This window comes from Rhizorhabdus antheiae (assembly GCF_049889055.1).
In the GTDB taxonomy this organism is placed as follows: domain Bacteria; phylum Pseudomonadota; class Alphaproteobacteria; order Sphingomonadales; family Sphingomonadaceae; genus Rhizorhabdus.
Window position 1 is genome coordinate 779,502 of the sequence record NZ_JBLTWO010000001.1, and the last position, 18,484, is coordinate 797,985.

Sequence of the window (18,484 nt, forward strand, 5' to 3'; positions counted from 1 at the left end):
CCAATCCGGCGCATCTATATCGATCCCGCTGCCGGCGATCCGGCCGGTCCCGTCCGCGCGACTTGACGCTGCGGCCCCGCCCCGCGACAGAGGATCGCTCTTCCGACACGCGCAGGAACCGAGCCTTTGGCCTCCATCACGATCGTTCTCCTCCTTCTCCTCGCCGTCGTGGTCAGCGGCATATTGTCGCGCGCCGTCCCGCTGCCCCTGCCTCGTCCGCTGTTCCAGATCGCGCTGGGGGCGGCGATCGGGCTCGTCGCGGACTGGCGGGTCGAACTCGATCCCGAAATCTTCTTTCTGCTGTTCCTGCCGCCGCTGCTGTTCCTCGACGGCTGGCGCATCCCGCGCGAGGAGCTGTTCCGCGACAGCCAGACCGTGCTCGAACTGGCGCTGGGCCTGGTGCTGTTCACCGTTCTCGGCATGGGCATGTTCATCCACTGGATGATCCCGGCGATGCCGCTGGCGGTCGCCTTCGCGCTGGCGGCGGTGATCTCGCCGACCGATCCGATCGCCGTGTCGGCGATCGCCCAGCGCGTGCCCATCCCCAAAAGGATGATGCACATATTGGAAGGGGAATCGCTGCTCAACGACGCATCCGGCCTCGTCTGCCTGCGCTTCGCCGTCGCCGCCGCGCTCACCGGCGCCTTCTCGATCCAGCAGGCGGCGCTCAGCTTCCTGTGGGTCGCGCTCGGGGGCATCGCCGTCGGCATCGGCGTGACCTGGGGCGTCGCCCGCGCCAAGGCGTTCGTCAGCCGCCGCTATGGCGAGGAAGGCGGCGCGCAGATCGTCATCAGCCTGCTGATCCCCTTCGGTTCCTACCTGCTCGCCGAACAGATCCACTGCTCCGGCATCCTCGCCGCGGTCGCCGCCGGCGTCACCATGGGCTTCGTCGAGAATCGGGGCGAGGTCGCCGCGACCACCCGCATCCGCCGCAACTCGATCTGGGACGTGATCCAGTTCGTCGCCAACGGCATCATCTTCGTGCTGCTCGGCGAACAACTGCCCGGCATCCTCGAAGGCGCCGCAGATATCGTCCGGACGACGGGCCACCGCGAAATCTGGTGGCTGGCCGTCTATGTGCTCGCACTGAACCTGGGCCTGGCGGCGCTGCGTTTTCTGTGGGTGTGGGTGTCGCTGCGCTGGACCTTCTTCCGCGCCGGCGAATGGAAGCGCGCGCCGAACTGGCGTGCCGTAGCCGCGACCTCCTTCGCCGGCGTGCGCGGGGCGATCACCCTGGCGGGCGTGCTGACGCTGCCGCTGACCATGCCCGACGGCTCACCCTTTCCGGCGCGCGACCTTGCCATCTTTCTGGCGATGGGTGTGATCATCGTCTCGCTGCTGACCGCCAGCGTCACCCTGCCCTGGCTGCTCCGCGACCTGAAACTGCCGGAAGAGCCGTCGCATCTGGCCGAAGAGAACCGCGCCCGCGTTGCCGCCGCACAGGCCGCGATCGCAGCGGTCGAGCAGCTCGAACATGACATGGCCGCCGGCAGGCCCGACGCCGACATCTATGTCGCGGCAGCCTCGCGGATCATGGACGGTTACCGCGCGCGGATGGAAACACATCGCGGCGCAGTCGAGGAACAGGCGCTCGCCCGCAGCCTGGAGACAATCGAGCGCGAACTGCGCCTCGCCGCCCTGAAGGCCGAGCGCCGCGAGATCTTCCGCCGCGTGCGCAAGCGCGAACTGGGCAGCGAGACCGCCCGCAAGCTGGTCCGCGAACTCGACCTGCAGGAGGTGCGCTATGCGGTGGCCGGGGGGTGATCGACGCGCGATAGCCAGGCTCCAATCTCGCGACGACCGCGCTCGACCGCGAAATAGGGCCGAACCGGATTATTCCATTGGATGCAATGCTGAGCTTTCGACAAGGCGGCTTCAGGCGACGACAGGATAGGCGCAGCCTTTGCGCATGGATCGGGACAGCTCCGATCCTCTGCAGAGGCCGCATCCATGAAACTCTATCACCATCCGCTTTCGGGCCACGCCCACCGCGCCGTCCTGTTCGCATCGCTTCTGGGCGTTACCCATGAACTCGTCGAGGTCGATCTGGCGGCGGGCGCTCACAAGCGGCCCGAGTTCCTGAAGCTCAATCCTTTCGGCCAGGTGCCGGTGCTGGTCGATGGCGATGTCGTGATCGCCGACTCCAATGCCATCCTGGTCTATCTGGCACGCACGTCCGGCCGCACCGACTGGCTGCCCGACGATGCCCAGGGCGAGGCGGCAGTCCAGCGCTGGCTCTCGGTCGCGGCAGGCGAACTCGCTTATGGACCGGCGGCCGCGCGCCTGATCACCGTCTTCGGTGCAGCGTTCGACGCGGAAGAGGTGATCGCCCGCTCGCACCGCCTGCTCGGGCTGCTGGACGCGCGGCTTGCGGAGAGCGCGTGGCTGGCCGGGGCGGCCCCGACGATCGCCGACGTCGCGCTCTACAGCTATGTAGCGCGGGCCCCGGAAGGCAGTGTCGACATGTCGGCCTATCCCGCCGTCATCGATTTCCTCGGTCGGGTCGAAGCCTTGCCCGGCTTCGTGCCATTCGCGCGGACGCCGATCGGGCTCGCCGCCTGAACCGGGAGAGCGCGCGCAGCCCGGCGCGCGCCTTCCCCAATGGCGCACGAAAGGACCCGGCGATGTCAGGACAGTCCAGCACATATCCCGTGTGGCACGAGGGCGAGCGGCGCATTCAGGAAAGGCTCGGCGTGGCCGAGCGCATCGCCGAGGTTGGCACCCGCGTGATCCGGGACCATATGCCCGACCAGCATCGCGCCTTCTATGCCCAATTGCCGTTCATCCTGGCGGGAAGCGTCGACGGGTCCGGCGACGCCTGGGCGACGATGCTCGAAGGACCGCCGGGCTTCATCGCGGCGCCGTCGCCGACGACGCTCGACATCGCGGCGCGGCCGCTGGCGGGCGACCCCGCCGCACCGGGGATCGGCGCCGGCCGCTCGCTGGGCCTGCTGGGCATCGAGATGCATAGCCGCCGCCGCAACCGGATGAACGGAACCCTGACCGACGCGGATGGCGTCCTGCGCGTCGAGGTCCAGCAGAGCTTCGGCAACTGCCCGCGCTACATCCAGCTGCGCGATGCCCGTTTCGCCCGCGACGTGACGCAGCCTCATGAGGCACCGGTGGAGAGCCTGACGGCGCTGGACGACGCTAGCCGCGCCATGATCGAGGCGGCGGACAGCTTCTTCGTCGCCTCCTATGCCGATCACGACGGGCAGCGACAGGTCGACGTGTCGCATCGAGGCGGCAAGCCGGGATTCGTGCGCGCGGATGCCGACGATGTGCTGACCATCCCCGATTTCGACGGCAATCTGTTCTTCAACACGCTGGGCAACATCCTGCTCAACGGCAAGGCGGGCCTGCTGTTCGTCGATCATGCCAGCGGCGACATGCTGCAGATGACCGGAGACGCCGAGATCCTGTTCGACTCGCCCGAGATCGAGGCCTTCCTGGGCGCGGAGCGGCTATGGACCTTCCGTCCCCGCCGGATCGTGCTGCGCCGCGGGGCGCTGGCGCTGCGCTGGGCCTTTCGCGGCCAAGCCGGCTGGTCGCCTCATACGCTGAAGACCGGCAACTGGCGACAAGCGGCCCAGTGACAGAGGCCCTGCAATCCAAGCTCGACCACAGACAAAGGAGACAGCCATGACCAGACCTCCCCTCCCTCCATTCACCCGCGAAAGCGCGATCGAAAAGGTCCGCCTTGCCGAAGATGGCTGGAACAGCCGCGACGCCGCCAGGGTCGCTCTGGCCTACACGCCCGATACCTGCTGGCGGAACCGGGTGGAGTTCGCCAACGACCGCGAGCAGGCGCAGGCCTTTTTGAGCCGCAAGTGGAAGACCGAGCTCGACTATCGCCTGATCAAGGAGCTGTGGGCCTTCACCGGCAACCGCATCGCCGTCCGCTATGCCTATGAGTATCGCAATGACAGCGGCCAGTGGTTCCGCGCCTATGGCAGCGAGAATTGGGAATTCGCCGAGGACGGGCTGATGGCGCACCGCCATGCGAGCATCAACGAGATGCCGATCCGCGAGGAGGAGCGCAAATTCCGCTGGCCGCTGGGCCGTCGTCCCGATGATCATCCAGGGCTCAGCGATCTCGGCCTCTGATCGGCCGAAAGGGTGCGCGGGCGGGATGGCCTGATCGACGCGCCTTTCCCCGTCGATTATGGACCGCCGGTGAAGGGGATCTGAAATGGACCGGTGGCAGGCGATGCGGATCTTCGTGAAGGTGGCCGAGACCGGCAGCTTCGCGGAGACGGCGCGGACCATGCACATGAGTGCCCCGGCCGTGACCCGCGCGGTCGCCGCGCTGGAGGAGTTGATCGGCGCGCAGCTGTTCGTCCGCACCACAAGGTCGGTCCGGATGACCGAGGCCGGCGGGCGCTATCTGGACGATTGCCGGCGCATCCTGGCTGATATCGCCGAAGCCGAAGCCGCCGCAGCAGGATCTTATGCGACGCCCGGCGGCACCCTCGCGGTCACCGCCTCGGTGATGTTCGGACATATGTATGTCCTGCCGATCATGACCGAATATCTAGCGCAGCATCCCTCTGCGGCCGGGCGTACCCTGTTCGTCGATCGTCCGGTCAACATCGTCGACGAGGGCGTCGACGTCGCCATCAGGATCGGCCATCTGCCCGATTCGGGCTTTACCGCAACGAAGGTAGGCTCGGTGCGAAGGGTCGTCTGCGGGTCGCCGGACTATTTCGACCGATATGGCGTTCCGACCGCGCCTGCCGATCTGAGGCAGCACAGGATCGCCGCATCGACCAGCGCCTGGGCATCGCCGGAATGGCGCTTCGCAGGGGACCAGCGCGTGACGATCGACGCCGCTTTGCAATGCAACACCAACGAGGCAGCGATCGCGGCAGCCCGGTCAGGGCACGCGCTGACGCGCGTGCTGCACTATCAGATCGGTCCGGCCTTGCGCTCGGGCGAGCTGCAGATCGTGATGGCCGAGCATGAGGAGCCACCGCTTCCCATCCACATCCTCTACCCGCAGGGCCGCGATGCCCCCGCCAAGGTCCGCGCCTTCGTGACCCTGGCCACCGCCAGGCTGCGCGGGAACGCCTTGTTCAACTGAGCAAGGATCGAGGGGGATCGGCCGGCTGGAGCGGGTGAAGGGAATTGAGCAATACCGTACTTGGCTGAAAGCTATGGTCTAAGGCCTGCTGGGATCAGTTCGCTTAGCGCAAACCGCCACGAAGAAAAATGCGCAAATATCTGCACATTATCTCTTGACGGTTTGCAGCGTCGTGTGTAGATATTTGCACATGGAACGGGATAGCAAAAAGATCATCAAGCGCCTCCTTTCGGAGGGTTGGGAACCGATCTCGATACAGGGATCACACCACAAGCTTGGAAGGGGCACCGAAAGGATCATCATCCCGCACCCGAAAAAGGACCTGCCCACCGGAACCGCAAGGGCAATCGCAAAGGCAGCGGGGTGGCTCTAAGCCACCCCCAAGGAGTTTGAGGCTATGAAGTATTTTTACGCCATCGTGCACAAGGAAGAGGATAGCGCCTATGGCGTCCACTTCCCCGACCTCCCCGGTTGTTTCTCCGCCGCCGATGACTTGAACGACGTTCTGCCGAACGCTGTAGAGGCAATGGAGCTGTGGCTTGAGGATCAGCCGGAGCCCGAGGCCAGCAGCGTTGAGGCGGTCCGCATGATCGCCGCCGACGATTTGGCCCAGGGCGCTTTTCTGTTGGCCGTTCCCCGGATGACAACCGCCGGCAAGCTTACCCGCGTCAATCTCTCGCTCGACATGGGCACGCTCGCGGCGATCGACGCTGCCGCGACCTCGCGGAAATTGACGCGAAGCGCTTTCCTCGCGGAGGCCGCCCGGAACGAAATTCAGGGCCGGCACTGATAGCGCGCGCTGGCATGGGCGCCGCAAAGTCGATCGACTGGTCGCAGCCGTGGCCGAAGGCGGCAGCGACTTCGCGGAGATTCGCAACGCGCTCGCCAAGGCAAAGGCCGATCGTGATCAGATTGCCGAAGCGATGCGCGAGATCGAGGCCGACAACGTCATCGCGCTGCACCCGTCGATCGTCGACGATTACCGACGCCAGATGGCTGATCTGGCCAAAGTGCTGAACAGCGATCCGGACAACCGGGACGAAGCCGCCCCGGTGCTGCGCAGCCTGATCGAGAGGATTACCGTTCGCCCGGCCGAAGCCGCGCGAGGCGTAGAGATCGAAGTCACGGGAAGGCTGGCCAACATTCTGGCCTTGGCGGCCGGCACGCCGTCTATCGAACAAGGTACTGTATTGCTGGAGCGGGTGAAGGGAATCGAACCCTCCTAGCCAGCTTGGAAGGCTGGAGCATTACCACTATGCTACACCCGCTCACCGGGTTCTCGGCTTCGTCTGCCGAGGGCGCCCCAATGCCACCATGTCGGTATCATCGTCAACCGCGCATAGGCGGTTGCCTCGCGTCCCGCTGCCGGTAGAGACGGACGCCGATATCCGCGGCGGCGCGAAAGGGAGTGACGGGTGACGGGAGTCTGCTGCAATTGGCATCTGGATGGAGCGCCCGGCGCGGACGACGCCTGTGCCGCGATGCAGCGCGCGCTCGCACTCTATGGCGGCCATCGGAGCGACCGGATCGACCTGGGGCCGATCGCGCTGGGCATCGAGCTCGCCCATATGCTGCCCGAGGACCGGTTCGACCGGCAACCGCTGAGCGGCGCGGACGGCGGGCTGTACCTCGTCGCGGATGCCCGCATCGACAACCGGCCCGAACTGGCCGAAGCGCTCGGGCTGTCGGCCGAGAGAACCGCCGCCATGGGCGACGCCGACTATATCCTCGCCGCCTGGGAGCGCTGGGGCGAGGGCGCGCTCGACCGGTTGAAGGGCAGCTACGCCTTCATATTGTGGGACGCTCGTGCGCGGGTCTTGCGGCTGGTGCGTGATCCGTTGGGCCAGCGTCCATTGTTCGTCCATCGCGCGCCGGGCCGCATCCGTGTTGCGAGCATGGCGAAGGGGCTGCACGCCCTGCCCGACATTCCCCGCGCTCCCGATGTGGAGCGCGTGCGCGACCATATCGCGCTGCTGCCGCATGTCGGCCCGCGCAGCTTCTTCGCGGGGATCGAACGGATCGAACCGGGCCAGATGCTGCGCATCCACGGCGATGGCCGCACCGACAAGGTGGACTGGTATGATCGAACGCAGGACCGCTCGCCCCGCTTCGCGCGCATCGACGACTATGCCGATGCGTTTCGCGAGCTGTTCGACCGGGTGATCGCCGATGCCCTGCGCACCCCCGGCGGCGTCGCCAGCCAATTGAGCGCGGGGCGCGACAGCGGACTGGTGACGGTCAGCGCTGCGGCTCGGCTTGCGCAAGACGGCAAGCGGCTGACCGCCTATACTCATGTCCCGTTGCCGGGCGCGCACCTGCCGCCCGTATCGGGTCGCTTTGGCAATGAAGGCGCAGGCGCAGCGCGAGCCGCCGCGATGTACCCGAACATCGATCATGTCCTGGTCGACTGCGCCGAGCGGACAGTGGGAGACGAATTCGACAGCAATTTCTTCTACAAAGAATATCCCGTGCTCAACCCCACCAACAGCCTGTGGGACAGCGAGATCGCGAGGCAGGCGGCGGCAAGTGGCGCCACGCTGCTGCTCAACGGACAATTCGGCAATATGACGGTCAGCGTGCTGGGCACCCAGCGCATGGCGGAACTCGTCGCACGCGGCCAACTCCTGCGCTGGGCGCGCGAGGTCGCGGCGCTGCATCGCAATCGGCACCACGGCCTGCGCAGCCTACTGTCGATCAGCATCGTCCCGCATCTGCCAATCCCGGTCGTGATAGCGCTCCGCCGGCTGTTCGGCCGACAAGACTATATCGTCAGCGAATATACCGCCTTGCGCGATGATCTGGCGCAGTCGGAGGCCTTTCAATCGCATGTGGAGGCGATGGGGTTCGACACGCATTTCCGCGCCTGGGGCGACGTTCATGCGATGCGGCGGATGGTGCTGTGGCGGGTCGACTATATTGGCCAGCATATGAAGGGCATGCTCGCGGCGACCGGCCTGGACTCGCGCGATCCGACCTCCGACATCCGCCTCGTCGAGTTCCTGTCGGGCGTGCCTACGGAATTGTTTTTGCGCGATGGCCAGACCGCCTGGCTGTTCAAGCAGGCGTTCGGCGACCGGCTCCCCGCCGACACCGTCGAGGCGCGGACAAAGGGGCTGCAGTCCGCCGACTGGCCGACGCGGATGCGACAGGCTTTGCCCATGCTGCGCACCGAACTCGAGCGTGCCCGGCACAGCCCCACCGCCGTCGCCCTGATGGACATGGATGGGCTCCTGGCCGACGCGTCGGCTTTCCCGAACAATGACAGCGACCTGCTCGGCGGGGAACGGCGGATGCGCTACCATATGCGACTGACGCGGGGGCTGTCGGTATCGCATTTCCTGCGCAAGCTGGAAGCCGGCAACCATTGAAGCTCAGGCGCTATGCGCGGCTCCGGCGCGGCTCTGCGCCTCTCGATCAGCGACAAGACTCCGCAGCCGATAGTGGGCGATATAGCCGACATGGTCGGACAACATGTCGCCCGCCGCATCATGGCCGAAGGGCACGCTGATCCCGGCGACGTCGATCGCCATGCGTGAACCGGGCATCACGATCTCCCAGTCCCTCGCCCGTTTCAGCGAATAGGCCGCGTCTGCCGACAGTGGCCCGCCGCACGGGCCGGGTGCGGTGGCGCAACTTCGCAGCGCGTCGTGCATGCCGCTGCGGACGTGGCTGCCGAGCTCGTGCAGGCGCGACAGGAAATAGGACGTGCGCGACGGCCGCGGGCCGACGTTGAAATCGCCTGCCAGGATGAGCGGCGTATCGGGACGCAGATTGACGGTGAGGAAAGCCTCCAGCGCATCGACCTGCCGTTCGAACGCATAGAGTGACCGGTCATCGTCGACATGCGAGGCGCGCCGGGAGTTGAGGTGCACGTCGACCACCGCCACCGGTACCGCGCTGCCGGGGATGTCGATCATCGCAAGGACCGCCCCCTTGTTGGCGAGGCAGTCGAAGCCGGCGCAGGCGAAGTCGGGAAAGGCCATGCGGCGGATCGAGCGCACCGGATAGTCGGAGAGGATCTGCAGACCGCTGCCCAGCAGCTTGCCGCTGCGTTCCCCCGCGAAGAAGCTGGCCTTCTGCAGGAAGGCGGCATCGGCGGGCGTCGGCGCCGCCCTGTTCTGCAGATCGGGGCCCGGACCGTCGACCACGAAGCGATATCCGGCCTGTCGGCCAATCGCCCGGGCATCCTCGGTGAATGCTTCCTGGAGCAGGACGATGTGCGGCTGCGCCCCCTGTCGTCGCAAGGTTGCGAGCCGGTCGCCGATCTGCCGGAACGCGGCCTCCCGTCCCAACCGGATCGGCCAGGGCAAGCCTTCGACATTATAGGTCATCACGGAGAGGGCGCCGTCGCCCTCCGGACGGGCGCCGCCCTTCATCGGCGGCAGGGCAGGCGCGCCGCCCAGCGTAGGCTTCCCCATCAGCGCCAACGCCGCCAGCGCCAGAGCAGCAATCAACGGCCTCTTCATGATCGCTTTCCTCGCGGTCTTCCTCGCATCTTGCGGCGAGACGATCCGGAAACCTGGCGCCCACAGTTCAGCCAGAGATTATTTTGCAGTGGGGGCTGCGGCGCGCTCGCGACAGCGGCGTCGTGGCGGGCATGAGGATAGGCTTTCTCTTCAACCACGACCAGGTCCACCAGGTCGCCCACGCCCTGCCCATCGCGCTCGCCATGCGGCACTTGTCCCCCTCCACGCAGGTCGTGGTCGCCACGACCAACCCGGCGCTGACCGCAGAGGTGTTCCGCCTCGCGGGGCCGGCTGCCGGCGGACTGGAGGTCGTCGAACTGTCGCTGCGGCGGACCTCGACGCGTCTCCTGTCCCGCGCGCTCGAATGGGCGCTGCCAGTGCGCAAGATCGGCATGTACCGCGACAATCTGGACCTGTTCCGCTCGCTCGACGCGCTGGTCGTGACCGAGAAGACCTCGTTGATCCTCAAGACCCGCTATGGGCTGGACCTGCCCATCGTTCACACCCGCCATGGCGCCGGCGACCGCGCGATCGGCTTCAACAAGGCCAGCGCCGGCTTCGATCACATACTGGTGTCCGGCCCCAAGATCCGTCGCCGGCTGACCGAGGAGGCCGGAGTATCGCCCGACCGGATCAGCATGGTCGGCTATGCCAAGTTCGACCTGATCGGAGACCGGCGGCCGCGCCTGCCGATGCAGGACAATGGCAGGCCGACCGTCCTCTACAATCCGCATCCTTCGCCCCATCTGTCGTCCTGGTATCGCCATGGCCGGGCGGTGCTCGAGCATTTCCTGCGCGACGATCGCTTCAACCTGATCTTCGCCCCCCATGTGATGCTGTTCCACCGGCGCTTCGTCGTGACGATCGACAAGCTGCGCATCGACCGACCCGGCCTGATCGATCAGCGCTTCTACGACGCCCCCAATATCCACATCGATCTGGGCAGTTCGGCCTCGACCGACATGAGCTACACGCTCGGCGCCGATATCTATCTCGGAGACGTCAGCAGCCAGATCTACGAGTTCCTTTATCGCTCGCGCCCCTGCGTCTTTCTCAACAGCCATGGCGTCGCATGGCGGAACGACCCCAATTATGCACATTGGGCAGCCGGCCCGGTGATCGCGGATCCCGCCGATCTCGGAACCGCCCTCGACTGGGCAATGATCGCGCACAGCCGTTATGCGACCATCCAGCAGCGCCTGTTCGCGGACAGCGTCGATCTGACCGGCGAGCCGTCCGCCGTCCGCGCGGCGCGCGCGGTGCTCGGCCGACTGGGTGCATCGATGCTGGCGGGCGAGACCGAACTGCCTGTCGCGGTCTGATCGTGGCGCTGCGCAAGGATATCTGGCGGCCGGCGATCGTCGAACGATCTCTGCAAGACATCGTCGTCGCCGGGGGCATCGGCGACGCCCCGCTGCACTGGCTGCCCGAACAGCGGCCCTATGCCTTTCTGGCAGACCCTTTCGGCCTGTGGCGTGACGGGCTGCTCCACCTGTTCGTCGAACGCTTCGACTATCGCGACCGGCGCGGCACAATCGACCTGCTGGTCTACGACCGGCATTTCCACCTGATCGAGCAGCGAGAGATATTGGCGGAACCCTGGCACCTCTCCTACCCCTTCGTGTTCGAGGCGGACGGGGAGACGTGGATGCTGCCCGAAGCGCATCGCTCGGGTCGGCTGACACTCTATCGTGCGGTCGACTTCCCCCTTTGCTGGAAACCGGCGGCGGTCATTCCGCTCGACTGCGTCGCGGTCGACCCCACCCCATTCCACCATGAGGGGCGCTGGTGGCTGTTCTACACCTCGGCCGGCGATCGGCAGAGCAAGGTTGCCGAACTCCATGTGGCCCATTCGGAACGGCTGACCGACGGGTGGCGCCCGCACCGTCAGAACCCGGTGCGGCAGGATCCGGTCAGCGCACGGCCGGGTGGAACGCCGATGCTGATCGATGACAAGCTGCTGTTGCCCGTTCAGAACTGCCTGACCACCTATGGCGGAGCTATCGGCATGCTCGACATCGGCACCCTTACTCCCGAGCGTTTTTCGGCGCGCCTGGACGGACCGATCGCGCCACCCGACAGCGTTGCGCCCTTCGCGGAAGGCATGCATACGCTTTCCGCAGCGGGACCCGTCACCCTGATCGACGTCAAGCGGACAAGGCTGTCGGTTCGGGGGCTGGCGATAGAGGCGCGGCGCGAGCTGGCTCGACTGCCGGCCAGGCTGCGAGGCTGAACAGCCGGTCGAGCGCGGCGCGGCCCGCGGCCTCGAATGCCGGCGGTCCGAAACGCGCGACGGCCTGGTGCCGCGCTTCTTCCCCCATGCGCGCCAGTCGCACGGGATCGTTCAGTAGCAGGCCCAGCTTGATCGCCAGCAGATCGGGCTGGTCGGGGGGAACAAGCTCGCCCGTTACGCCGGGAGTGATGGAGCGCGCCGGTTCGCCCACCGCCGAGGCGATGACGGGCAGGCCCGCCTGCATCGCTTCATGCGCCGCGATGCAGAAGCCCTCCGAACGCGACGGCTGAACATAAAGGTCGAGGCTTGCGAGAAAGGTCTGCGGATCGGTCGCGAACCCCGAAAAGACGACATTGTCGAGGCCGAGATCGGCGGCCTGCTTCTCCAGTGCCGACCGCTCCTGTCCTTCGCCTGCAATCTCCAGTTCGAAGTCGATCGACAGCGCGCGTAGCGAGGCGGCAGCGAGGAGCAGCGTGTCATAGCCTTTGACCCGATGGAGGCGTCCGAGACTTCCGATCCTGAGGCGGTTGCCATGCGTGCCCGGCGCGGCGCGGCGTGCGGCCGGATCGGCCCGGAAGATCGGCCAGCTGACCAGCCTCCTGGGCGACACGCCGAGCTGCTCGACGGTGAAGTCAGCAACCGCATCGGAATCCGCCACCCACAAGGTCGAAAGCGCGTGCGAGGCGCGCAACAAGCGGCGATTGGCGGGTTTAAGATAGGCGGCATGCTGCCAGCTGACGACGGGCAGGTGCAGCCGCTGCCCCGCCAGTTGGCCGAGCAGCGTGGCGCGGGTCAGCGATGTCCATAGCAGGGTCGGGCGATAGTCACGCAACCGCGCCAGCAGCCATTTGAACGCCGACAGATGATCCGCTTCCGCGCCGTCGCGAACGTCGACAGCAATGTCGGTGGCCTGCAAGGCCGGAATACCCCGCCCATCCCGGCGGCACAGCGCGAACACCCGCATCTCGGCGCCGCATCGTCGGAGCACGTCGGTGATCGCAGCGATCGGTGCCGACGCGCCTCCGCCTTCCATAGAGTTGATGACATAGGCGATGCGCAGCGGCGCGGGGGCAGACGATGAGGGACGCATGCTCCGTCGACGACGCCGGACGATCACCGCCGCAGTCGCCGATACGCCTCACCAGAAAATATTCCTGATCCTGTGACGAACTGCGGCCCGGACCCGGCCGCGCCGTCACCTGCACATGCATCCGAACGAGACAGCCTATGGGGTATGAGCCAGCATCTGCGGGCGGCTCTTACGCGATCGGCGAACCAGCCGGGCAAAGTCGGCGCCCGCCAGCCAATCATATCGGTATCGTCATGCACGACTTCTCGACCGGGGGAAGCGAACGGATCGCCATACGTCTGGCGAACCGCTGGGCCACCGCCGGGCGGCGCGTGACGCTGTTCGTCGGGAATCCCGCGGGGCCGGCGCGCGCACTCATATCCGCATCGGTCGAAATCGTCGGGGCATGTCCTGCTGTCCCGCGTGGATTGCTGTCGAGGATGCTCCTGGGGCGGCGCCTCGCGATGACCATTGATGCGGTTGGTCCGGACCTGCTGTTCGTTCCCGGCAATTTCCACATCCCTGTAGTAGCGGCTCTTTCTGCCCGCCTCGGAGCCCGGTGCCCGCCCGTCATCTGCAAGCTGAGCAATCCGCTCAGACGATCGGACCGCAGCCCCTTGTCGCAATGGCTGCACGAAGCGATCCTGCGTCGCCAGACCCGGCGGATCGACTGTCTCGTCGCGATGGCGCCATCGCTCGCGCTGGAGGCGCAGCTGATACTCGGCGAGGCCCGCATCGCGACGATCGCGGAACCGAATATCGATGAAGACCGGCCGGTGGTACAACGCGACACCCGGCCGGCGAGGCACCGGATTCTGTGCGCGGGGCGTCTAGTCGATCAGAAGAATTTCGCGCTTGCCTTGCGCGCCACGGCGCAGGTCGATCGGGCGCTCGATATCGAGCTGGCAATCCATGGCGAAGGCCCGCTGCGCGGCGCTCTCGAGACGCTGGCCCGTCAGCTGGGCATTGAGGATCGCGTCCTGTTCGGCGGTCATGTGCCCGATCTGCTTCCCGCTCTGCATGCGGCGAGCCTGTTCCTGATATCGTCACGCTATGAAGGCTATCCGGCCGTGGCGGTCGAGGCGCTGGTCGCGGGGGTCCCCGTCATCACGACGGCCTGTTCGCCGGCGATGCCCGATATCCTCCGCAGCGAGAAGGACGGCGCGATCGTCGAGGCCGATCCTGCCGCCATCGCACGGGCGATCGAGCTGCGCTTGCGGCGCGGCGTCGCAGTGTCCAGTTCACGCTGGCTGGCGGACCATCATCGCGCCGACCGGGTTGCCGCAGACTATCTGGCGCTGTTCGATGAGCAGGCGGGGCTTGGCCGCGCCTGACAAGCTCGACCGTCGCGGACCGCAACTGAGAAGAGTAACGGCAGGTGCCGCCGGATAGCGAATCCGACAGATCATCCCGGCTTCGGTGAAATTGATCAGCGTCGCCCCCGGCCGGCTCATGGGCGATCGCTTCCTGCAACAGCTGCGAGCCGAAGCCGCGCTTCAGGGCCGCAAGCGTTGCGCCACCCGTCCCGACACCCCGATCGATCCACTGGATGCACAGGCCGATGAGCTGCTGCCGGTTTGGTGGACAGCGAGACAGGCTTATTCAGGCAACCCCAGCTTGGCGTTCGAAGTCGATGGGGCCGCGGTAACCCGGTGTCGAGATGCCAGCATCCGCAGCAGCAGCCTCGCTCGCACGCCCGCGGGCGATGGGCTGCCAGGAGCAGCAATGATGCTCACGCAACCACGCAGATGGATGCCCGGGTGAATGTAGCTTCTCTCGGGTGCGCCGCTCTGATGCTCTTCGACCCGCCATCTTCGCAACCCCCAACTTACTGCTGTTGCGACGACCGGTTGAATCCGCCCTGTATGCCCTGATCGGAATGATGCAGCAGAGCGTCGGGTTTCCCACGCCGCCAGATCGCCGTGATGACGGCATAGGTGACGAGCTGGACCGTCATCGAGCTACTCATCGACCAGCCGACCACCCTGCGCAGGGACAGGTCGATGACGGCGGCAACGTACAGCCACCCTTTCGCTGTCCAGACATAGGTGAAGTCCGCCGCCCATTTCTGGTTGGGCCTGTCGGCCGTGAACTGGCGATCCAGGACATTGCCGGCGATGACCGAGCGGTCACCATGGTCGTTCGACAGACCACGGCGGCGTGGCCGCGCTCGCAGGCCCTGCGCGCGCATCAGGCATTCGACCCGGTGCAGGCCACAGGATCCGCCGTCGGCAAGCAGGTCGTGCCACATAGGGCGAGCCCCGTAGGTGCTATAGCTGGCGACGTGAGTGGCCCATGGTAGCGCTTGACGGTGCAATCCCGGTGCAAGTTATTGATTAAACGCTGGACCTCCAAAGGGTCGTGCCGGCCTTCCACGACACACCGACTTCGTGCCAGTACCCTGCGATCTTCTCCTGGGGCGCGATATCCAGCAGTTCTTCGACCGGGCTGTCGAAATAGGCTAGGTCGAAGTCTCCCTTGAAGCAGCGGCCGAAGTCGACATCATAGCTCGACATCGTGACGACCTCGTTCAGGCTCTGCGTGCCGTCGGTCTCGATCGCGGGCATCCAGCGGTTGTGCGCCATGGGATGGCCGTTGACGAAGCCCGGCTTCTCGCAGGTCTCGGCGATGGTGAAGCGGCCTTCGGCAAGGCGACGGTCGAAGGCTGCAAGCGTCACCCCAAAAGTGCCGCCGGGGGCCAGCCGCGGGCCGGCCTTGCCGACGTAGACGGGACGGCTCATGTGGATCGAGCCGAGCTTCTTGGGATAGCCCTGATGCTGTCCGCGCAGCATGGCGAACTCCTTGTCCACCCAGATGTAAACGCAGCGCGAATAGGTCCTGCCCTGGAACTGGCAGCGGACGACGATGAACATCTCCTTGTACTGCACGCGGATCGGATCGAGCAGTTGCGCCGGATCGTCCCCGGTCGATTGCCAGTCGGCCCAGATCGCCGCTACGGCGCCCGGGTCTTCGTCGGCCAGGCTGAAGCCCTCGGGTAGCAGCGCCGCAATCTTGGCCGGATCGGTACGGTATTCCAGCGTGATCAGTTCACCCGAATAGTGCCAGGGCACGGGCGGCACGATGCTGGCCTTGCCGGTCGGCGTGCGCGGATAGAACAGCCCCTTGAGTTCGGTCATTGTTGCCTCGACGATTGATCGGCATTGTCTGTGCTCGAAAGCCGCGTGAAGAGCTTGGCCGCAACGGCCAAAGCCCCGGTTCGCGAACCGCGCTAGAAGGCCGGCAAAGATTCACTGGAAAGCCACCCTATGACCACCGAATATCGCCGTATTCTGCTTGATGGCTACCCGATCCTCACCACTCGCCACGGCGACGCCCTGGTCACGCGCGATGGCCGCGAGATCGGCGTGGATGAGGCGGTCCATCTTGCACCGTGCAATCCGAGCAAGATCATCTGCGTCCACCTGAACTACCACAGTCGGGTGCAGGAATTCATCACCAGGCTGCCGTCGGCGCCGACCTATTTCCACAAGCCGGTGACGGCGCTCAACACGCACAAGGGCGCGGTCGTGCGGCCCGAGCGCTGCAACTGGCTGAACTACGAAGGCGAGATCGCCATCGTCATCGGTAAGACCTGCCGCAACATCTCGCCCGCGGAAGCTGGCGACTACATCCTCGGCTATGCCGTTTCCAACGACTACGGACTCCACGATTTCCGCGACACGGACGCCGGCTCGATGCTGCGCGTCAAGGGCTCGGACACGCTCTGCCCGATCGGCCCAGGGCTGGTGACCGGGTGGGACTTCCACGACAAGATGATCCGGACCTACGTGAACGGCGTCCTCAAACAGGAGGACACCACCGCGAACATGGAATGGGACATGCACTATCTGGTGGCCGACATCGCCCGGACCATCACGCTGGAGCCGGGCGACGTGCTGCTATCGGGCACGCCGGCCAACAGCCGCCCGGTGCAAATCGGCGACGTAGTCGAGGTCGAGGTCGAGGGGCTTGGACGCCTCTCGAACACCATCGTCCATGGCCCCACCCCGATCCGTGACGATTGCGGCGCCCAGCCGACCGAGAGCGAGGAGGTGATCTCAACCGCGATGGGCGGCGACTGGGAGTTCCGCGGCAAACGCGCGGCCGGCGGCCAGGGCGCGGCCTTCTACGAATCCGCCCTCGGCGACAAGAAGTAGGTGCCCATGGCTGACGCGACACGCTTCTACATCGATGGCCAATGGGTTGCTCCGGTCGGCGGTGCGCAGGCGCCCATCGTCAATCCGGCGGACCGGTCGATCATCGGCGAGGTCGCGCTTGGTGGTCCGGCCGACGCGCGAGCCGCCATTGCTGCCGCAAGGGCTGCCTTCCCGGCATGGTCCGCCACCAGCCGCGAGGAGCGGCTGAGCTATCTTGAATTGATCAACGCAGCCCTGATCGCCCGCGCCGACGAGATCGGCGATGCCATCATGGCCGAGATGGGCGCCCCAGTCGGTCTGGCGCGCGGGACACAGGCCGGGTCCGGCCCGCAGCATTTTACCGAAGTGATCCGCGTGCTGCGCGACTATCCGTTCGAGACCCCGCTGGGATCGACGCTGCTGCAGCGTGAAGCGATCGGTGTGTGTGTGCTGATCACGCCGTGGAACTGGCCGATGAACCAGATCGCTGCGAAAGTTGCTCCAGCCTTGGCGGCAGGCTGCACGATGGTCCTGAAACCAAGCGAGCTTTCGCCGCTTGATGCCGCAATTCTTGCCGGGATCATCGACGAAGTGGGCCTGCCTAAAGGCGTGTTCAATCTCGTCCATGGCGCGGGTCCCGAGATCGGCAATGCCCTGACCGGACATCCCGATGTCGACATGGTGAGCTTTACCGGCTCCACCCGCGCCGGGATCGCTATTGCGACCAATGCCGCTCCCACGATCAAGCGCGTTGCGCTCGAACTCGGCGGCAAAAGCGCCAACATCGTCCTGCCGGGCAGCGAACTAGAGAAAGCCATTCCCGCCAGCGTGCGCGGCTGCATGCTCAATACCGGGCAGAGCTGCAACGCGCCCACGCGGCTGCTCGTGCCGGCTGCGCAACTCGACGCGGTGGAAGCGCTGGCCAAGGCAACGGCAGAAGCGATTAGCGTCGGCATGCCTGCCGAAGATCCGGATCTCGGCCCAGTTGCCAATGCTGCGCAATATGATCGCGTCATCGCCCTGATCGACCAGGCCTGCGCCGAAGGGGCGCGTCTGCTGTGCGGCGGATCCGCCCCGCCCGCAGGGCTCGAACACGGCCTGTTCGTGGCCCCGACTATCTTCAGCGGCGTCGCTCCCGATTCGACGATCGCCCGCGAGGAGGTCTTCGGCCCGGTGCTGGCCATCATCCCCTATGACAGCGTGGAACAGGCGATCGCCATCGCCAACGACAGTCCTTACGGTCTGTCGGGCTATGTCTGGGGACCTGATGTGGACAGCGCCCGCAATGTCGGCCGCCGCCTGCGCACCGGCATGGTCCATCTCAATGGGGCAGGCCTCGATAGTGCAGCACCTTTCGGTGGGTACAAGATGTCGGGCAACGGGCGCGAATGGGGCGTCTGGGGCCTTGAGGAGTTTCTCGAGGTCAAGTCGATCTATGGTGGAGCCTGAGCGGCGCTTCCCGGCAACCTTGTAAGGACAACAAGGATCGATAGTCTC

The 18,484-nt window shown here is 66.0% G+C and carries 17 protein-coding genes, 1 tRNA gene and 1 pseudogene; 14 read left to right on the forward strand and 5 right to left on the reverse strand.

Features of this window, described 5'->3' with window-relative positions; translation table 11 throughout:
- The first annotated feature begins 126 nt into the window (after positions 1 to 126).
- From ACNI3R_RS03655 to ACNI3R_RS03690, 8 genes are all read left to right on the forward strand, one after another.
- Positions 127 to 1,764, forward strand: coding sequence for a Na+/H+ antiporter (locus ACNI3R_RS03655; RefSeq protein ID WP_426179977.1), 1,638 nt, complete (start codon positions 127 to 129; stop codon positions 1,762 to 1,764).
- Between the two features lie 186 nt (positions 1,765 to 1,950).
- Complete coding sequence (locus ACNI3R_RS03660; RefSeq protein ID WP_426179979.1) at positions 1,951 to 2,562, forward strand: glutathione S-transferase family protein; 612 nt, start codon at positions 1,951 to 1,953, stop codon at positions 2,560 to 2,562.
- A 62-nt stretch (positions 2,563 to 2,624) separates the two neighbouring features.
- A complete protein-coding gene (locus tag ACNI3R_RS03665) occupies positions 2,625 to 3,596 on the forward strand; it encodes a pyridoxamine 5'-phosphate oxidase family protein (protein WP_426179981.1) in 972 nt (323 codons plus the stop codon).
- A gap of 46 nt (positions 3,597 to 3,642) precedes the next feature.
- Positions 3,643 to 4,107: a nuclear transport factor 2 family protein gene (locus ACNI3R_RS03670; protein ID WP_426179983.1), complete on the forward strand. Its 465-nt coding sequence runs from the start codon at positions 3,643 to 3,645 to the stop codon at positions 4,105 to 4,107.
- A gap of 85 nt (positions 4,108 to 4,192) precedes the next feature.
- The gene (locus tag ACNI3R_RS03675; RefSeq protein WP_426179985.1) at positions 4,193 to 5,083 is read left to right on the forward strand and encodes a LysR family transcriptional regulator; all 891 of its coding nucleotides are present in this window, start codon (positions 4,193 to 4,195) and stop codon (positions 5,081 to 5,083) included.
- A gap of 190 nt (positions 5,084 to 5,273) precedes the next feature.
- Positions 5,274 to 5,456 carry a type II toxin-antitoxin system HicA family toxin gene (locus ACNI3R_RS03680; protein ID WP_426179986.1) on the forward strand — a complete coding sequence of 61 codons (183 nt, stop codon included), beginning with the start codon at positions 5,274 to 5,276 and terminating at the stop codon, positions 5,454 to 5,456.
- Positions 5,457 to 5,480: 24 nt separating this feature from the next.
- Positions 5,481 to 5,873: a type II toxin-antitoxin system HicB family antitoxin gene (locus ACNI3R_RS03685; protein WP_426179987.1), complete on the forward strand. Its 393-nt coding sequence runs from the start codon at positions 5,481 to 5,483 to the stop codon at positions 5,871 to 5,873.
- A 49-nt stretch (positions 5,874 to 5,922) separates the two neighbouring features.
- Positions 5,923 to 6,309: a hypothetical protein gene (locus tag ACNI3R_RS03690; RefSeq protein ID WP_426179989.1), complete on the forward strand. Its 387-nt coding sequence runs from the start codon at positions 5,923 to 5,925 to the stop codon at positions 6,307 to 6,309.
- Here ACNI3R_RS03690 and ACNI3R_RS03695 read toward each other — a convergent pair.
- Positions 6,278 to 6,351: transfer RNA gene (locus ACNI3R_RS03695), tRNA-Gly, on the reverse strand. The two genes, ACNI3R_RS03690 and ACNI3R_RS03695, sit on opposite strands and share 32 nt — an antisense overlap.
- A 147-nt stretch (positions 6,352 to 6,498) precedes the next feature.
- Between ACNI3R_RS03695 and ACNI3R_RS03700 the strand changes: the two genes are divergently transcribed.
- On the forward strand, positions 6,499 to 8,451 hold the full coding sequence (locus ACNI3R_RS03700) for an asparagine synthetase B family protein (protein ID WP_426179991.1): 1,953 nt from the start codon (positions 6,499 to 6,501) through the stop codon (positions 8,449 to 8,451).
- Positions 8,452 to 8,454: 3 nt separating this feature from the next.
- Here ACNI3R_RS03700 and ACNI3R_RS03705 read toward each other — a convergent pair whose 3' ends face one another.
- Positions 8,455 to 9,549, reverse strand: a complete 1,095-nt coding sequence (locus tag ACNI3R_RS03705) for an endonuclease/exonuclease/phosphatase family protein (protein WP_426179993.1) — start codon at positions 9,547 to 9,549, stop codon at positions 8,455 to 8,457.
- A 131-nt stretch (positions 9,550 to 9,680) separates the two neighbouring features.
- On the opposite strand from ACNI3R_RS03705, the gene ACNI3R_RS03710 reads away from it, so the two are divergent.
- Both ACNI3R_RS03710 and ACNI3R_RS03715 read left to right on the forward strand, forming a co-directional pair.
- A complete protein-coding gene (locus ACNI3R_RS03710; RefSeq protein ID WP_426179995.1) occupies positions 9,681 to 10,871 on the forward strand; it encodes a hypothetical protein in 1,191 nt (396 codons plus the stop codon).
- A 2-nt stretch (positions 10,872 to 10,873) separates the two neighbouring features.
- Positions 10,874 to 11,782, forward strand: a complete 909-nt coding sequence (locus ACNI3R_RS03715; RefSeq protein ID WP_426179996.1) for a glucosamine inositolphosphorylceramide transferase family protein — start codon at positions 10,874 to 10,876, stop codon at positions 11,780 to 11,782.
- On the opposite strand, the gene ACNI3R_RS03720 is transcribed toward ACNI3R_RS03715, so the two are convergent.
- Positions 11,697 to 12,872, reverse strand: coding sequence for a glycosyltransferase (locus ACNI3R_RS03720; protein WP_426179998.1), 1,176 nt, complete (start codon positions 12,870 to 12,872; stop codon positions 11,697 to 11,699). The genes ACNI3R_RS03715 and ACNI3R_RS03720 overlap by 86 nt on opposite strands.
- Positions 12,873 to 13,105: 233 nt before the next feature.
- Here ACNI3R_RS03720 and ACNI3R_RS03725 point away from each other — a divergent pair, with 233 nt between their 5' ends.
- Positions 13,106 to 14,185 carry a glycosyltransferase gene (locus ACNI3R_RS03725; protein WP_426180000.1) on the forward strand — a complete coding sequence of 360 codons (1,080 nt, stop codon included), beginning with the start codon at positions 13,106 to 13,108 and terminating at the stop codon, positions 14,183 to 14,185.
- Positions 14,186 to 14,712: 527 nt separating this feature from the next.
- Here the strand turns inward: ACNI3R_RS03725 and ACNI3R_RS03730 are convergent.
- Together ACNI3R_RS03730 and ACNI3R_RS03735 are read right to left on the reverse strand one after the other, a co-directional pair.
- Positions 14,713 to 15,132 (reverse strand): annotated as a pseudogene (locus ACNI3R_RS03730) (DDE-type integrase/transposase/recombinase); the annotation flags it as partial.
- Between the two features lie 55 nt (positions 15,133 to 15,187).
- Positions 15,188 to 15,988, reverse strand: a complete 801-nt coding sequence (locus ACNI3R_RS03735) for an acetoacetate decarboxylase family protein (RefSeq protein WP_426180001.1) — start codon at positions 15,986 to 15,988, stop codon at positions 15,188 to 15,190.
- 129 nt (positions 15,989 to 16,117) lie between these two features.
- Between ACNI3R_RS03735 and ACNI3R_RS03740 the strand changes: the two genes are divergently transcribed.
- Both ACNI3R_RS03740 and ACNI3R_RS03745 read left to right on the forward strand, forming a co-directional pair.
- Positions 16,118 to 17,008 carry a fumarylacetoacetate hydrolase family protein gene (locus tag ACNI3R_RS03740; RefSeq protein WP_426180003.1) on the forward strand — a complete coding sequence of 297 codons (891 nt, stop codon included), beginning with the start codon at positions 16,118 to 16,120 and terminating at the stop codon, positions 17,006 to 17,008.
- 6 nt (positions 17,009 to 17,014) lie between these two features.
- On the forward strand, positions 17,015 to 18,436 hold the full coding sequence (locus ACNI3R_RS03745) for an aldehyde dehydrogenase family protein (protein WP_426180005.1): 1,422 nt from the start codon (positions 17,015 to 17,017) through the stop codon (positions 18,434 to 18,436).
- The last annotated feature ends 48 nt before the right edge of the window (positions 18,437 to 18,484 follow it).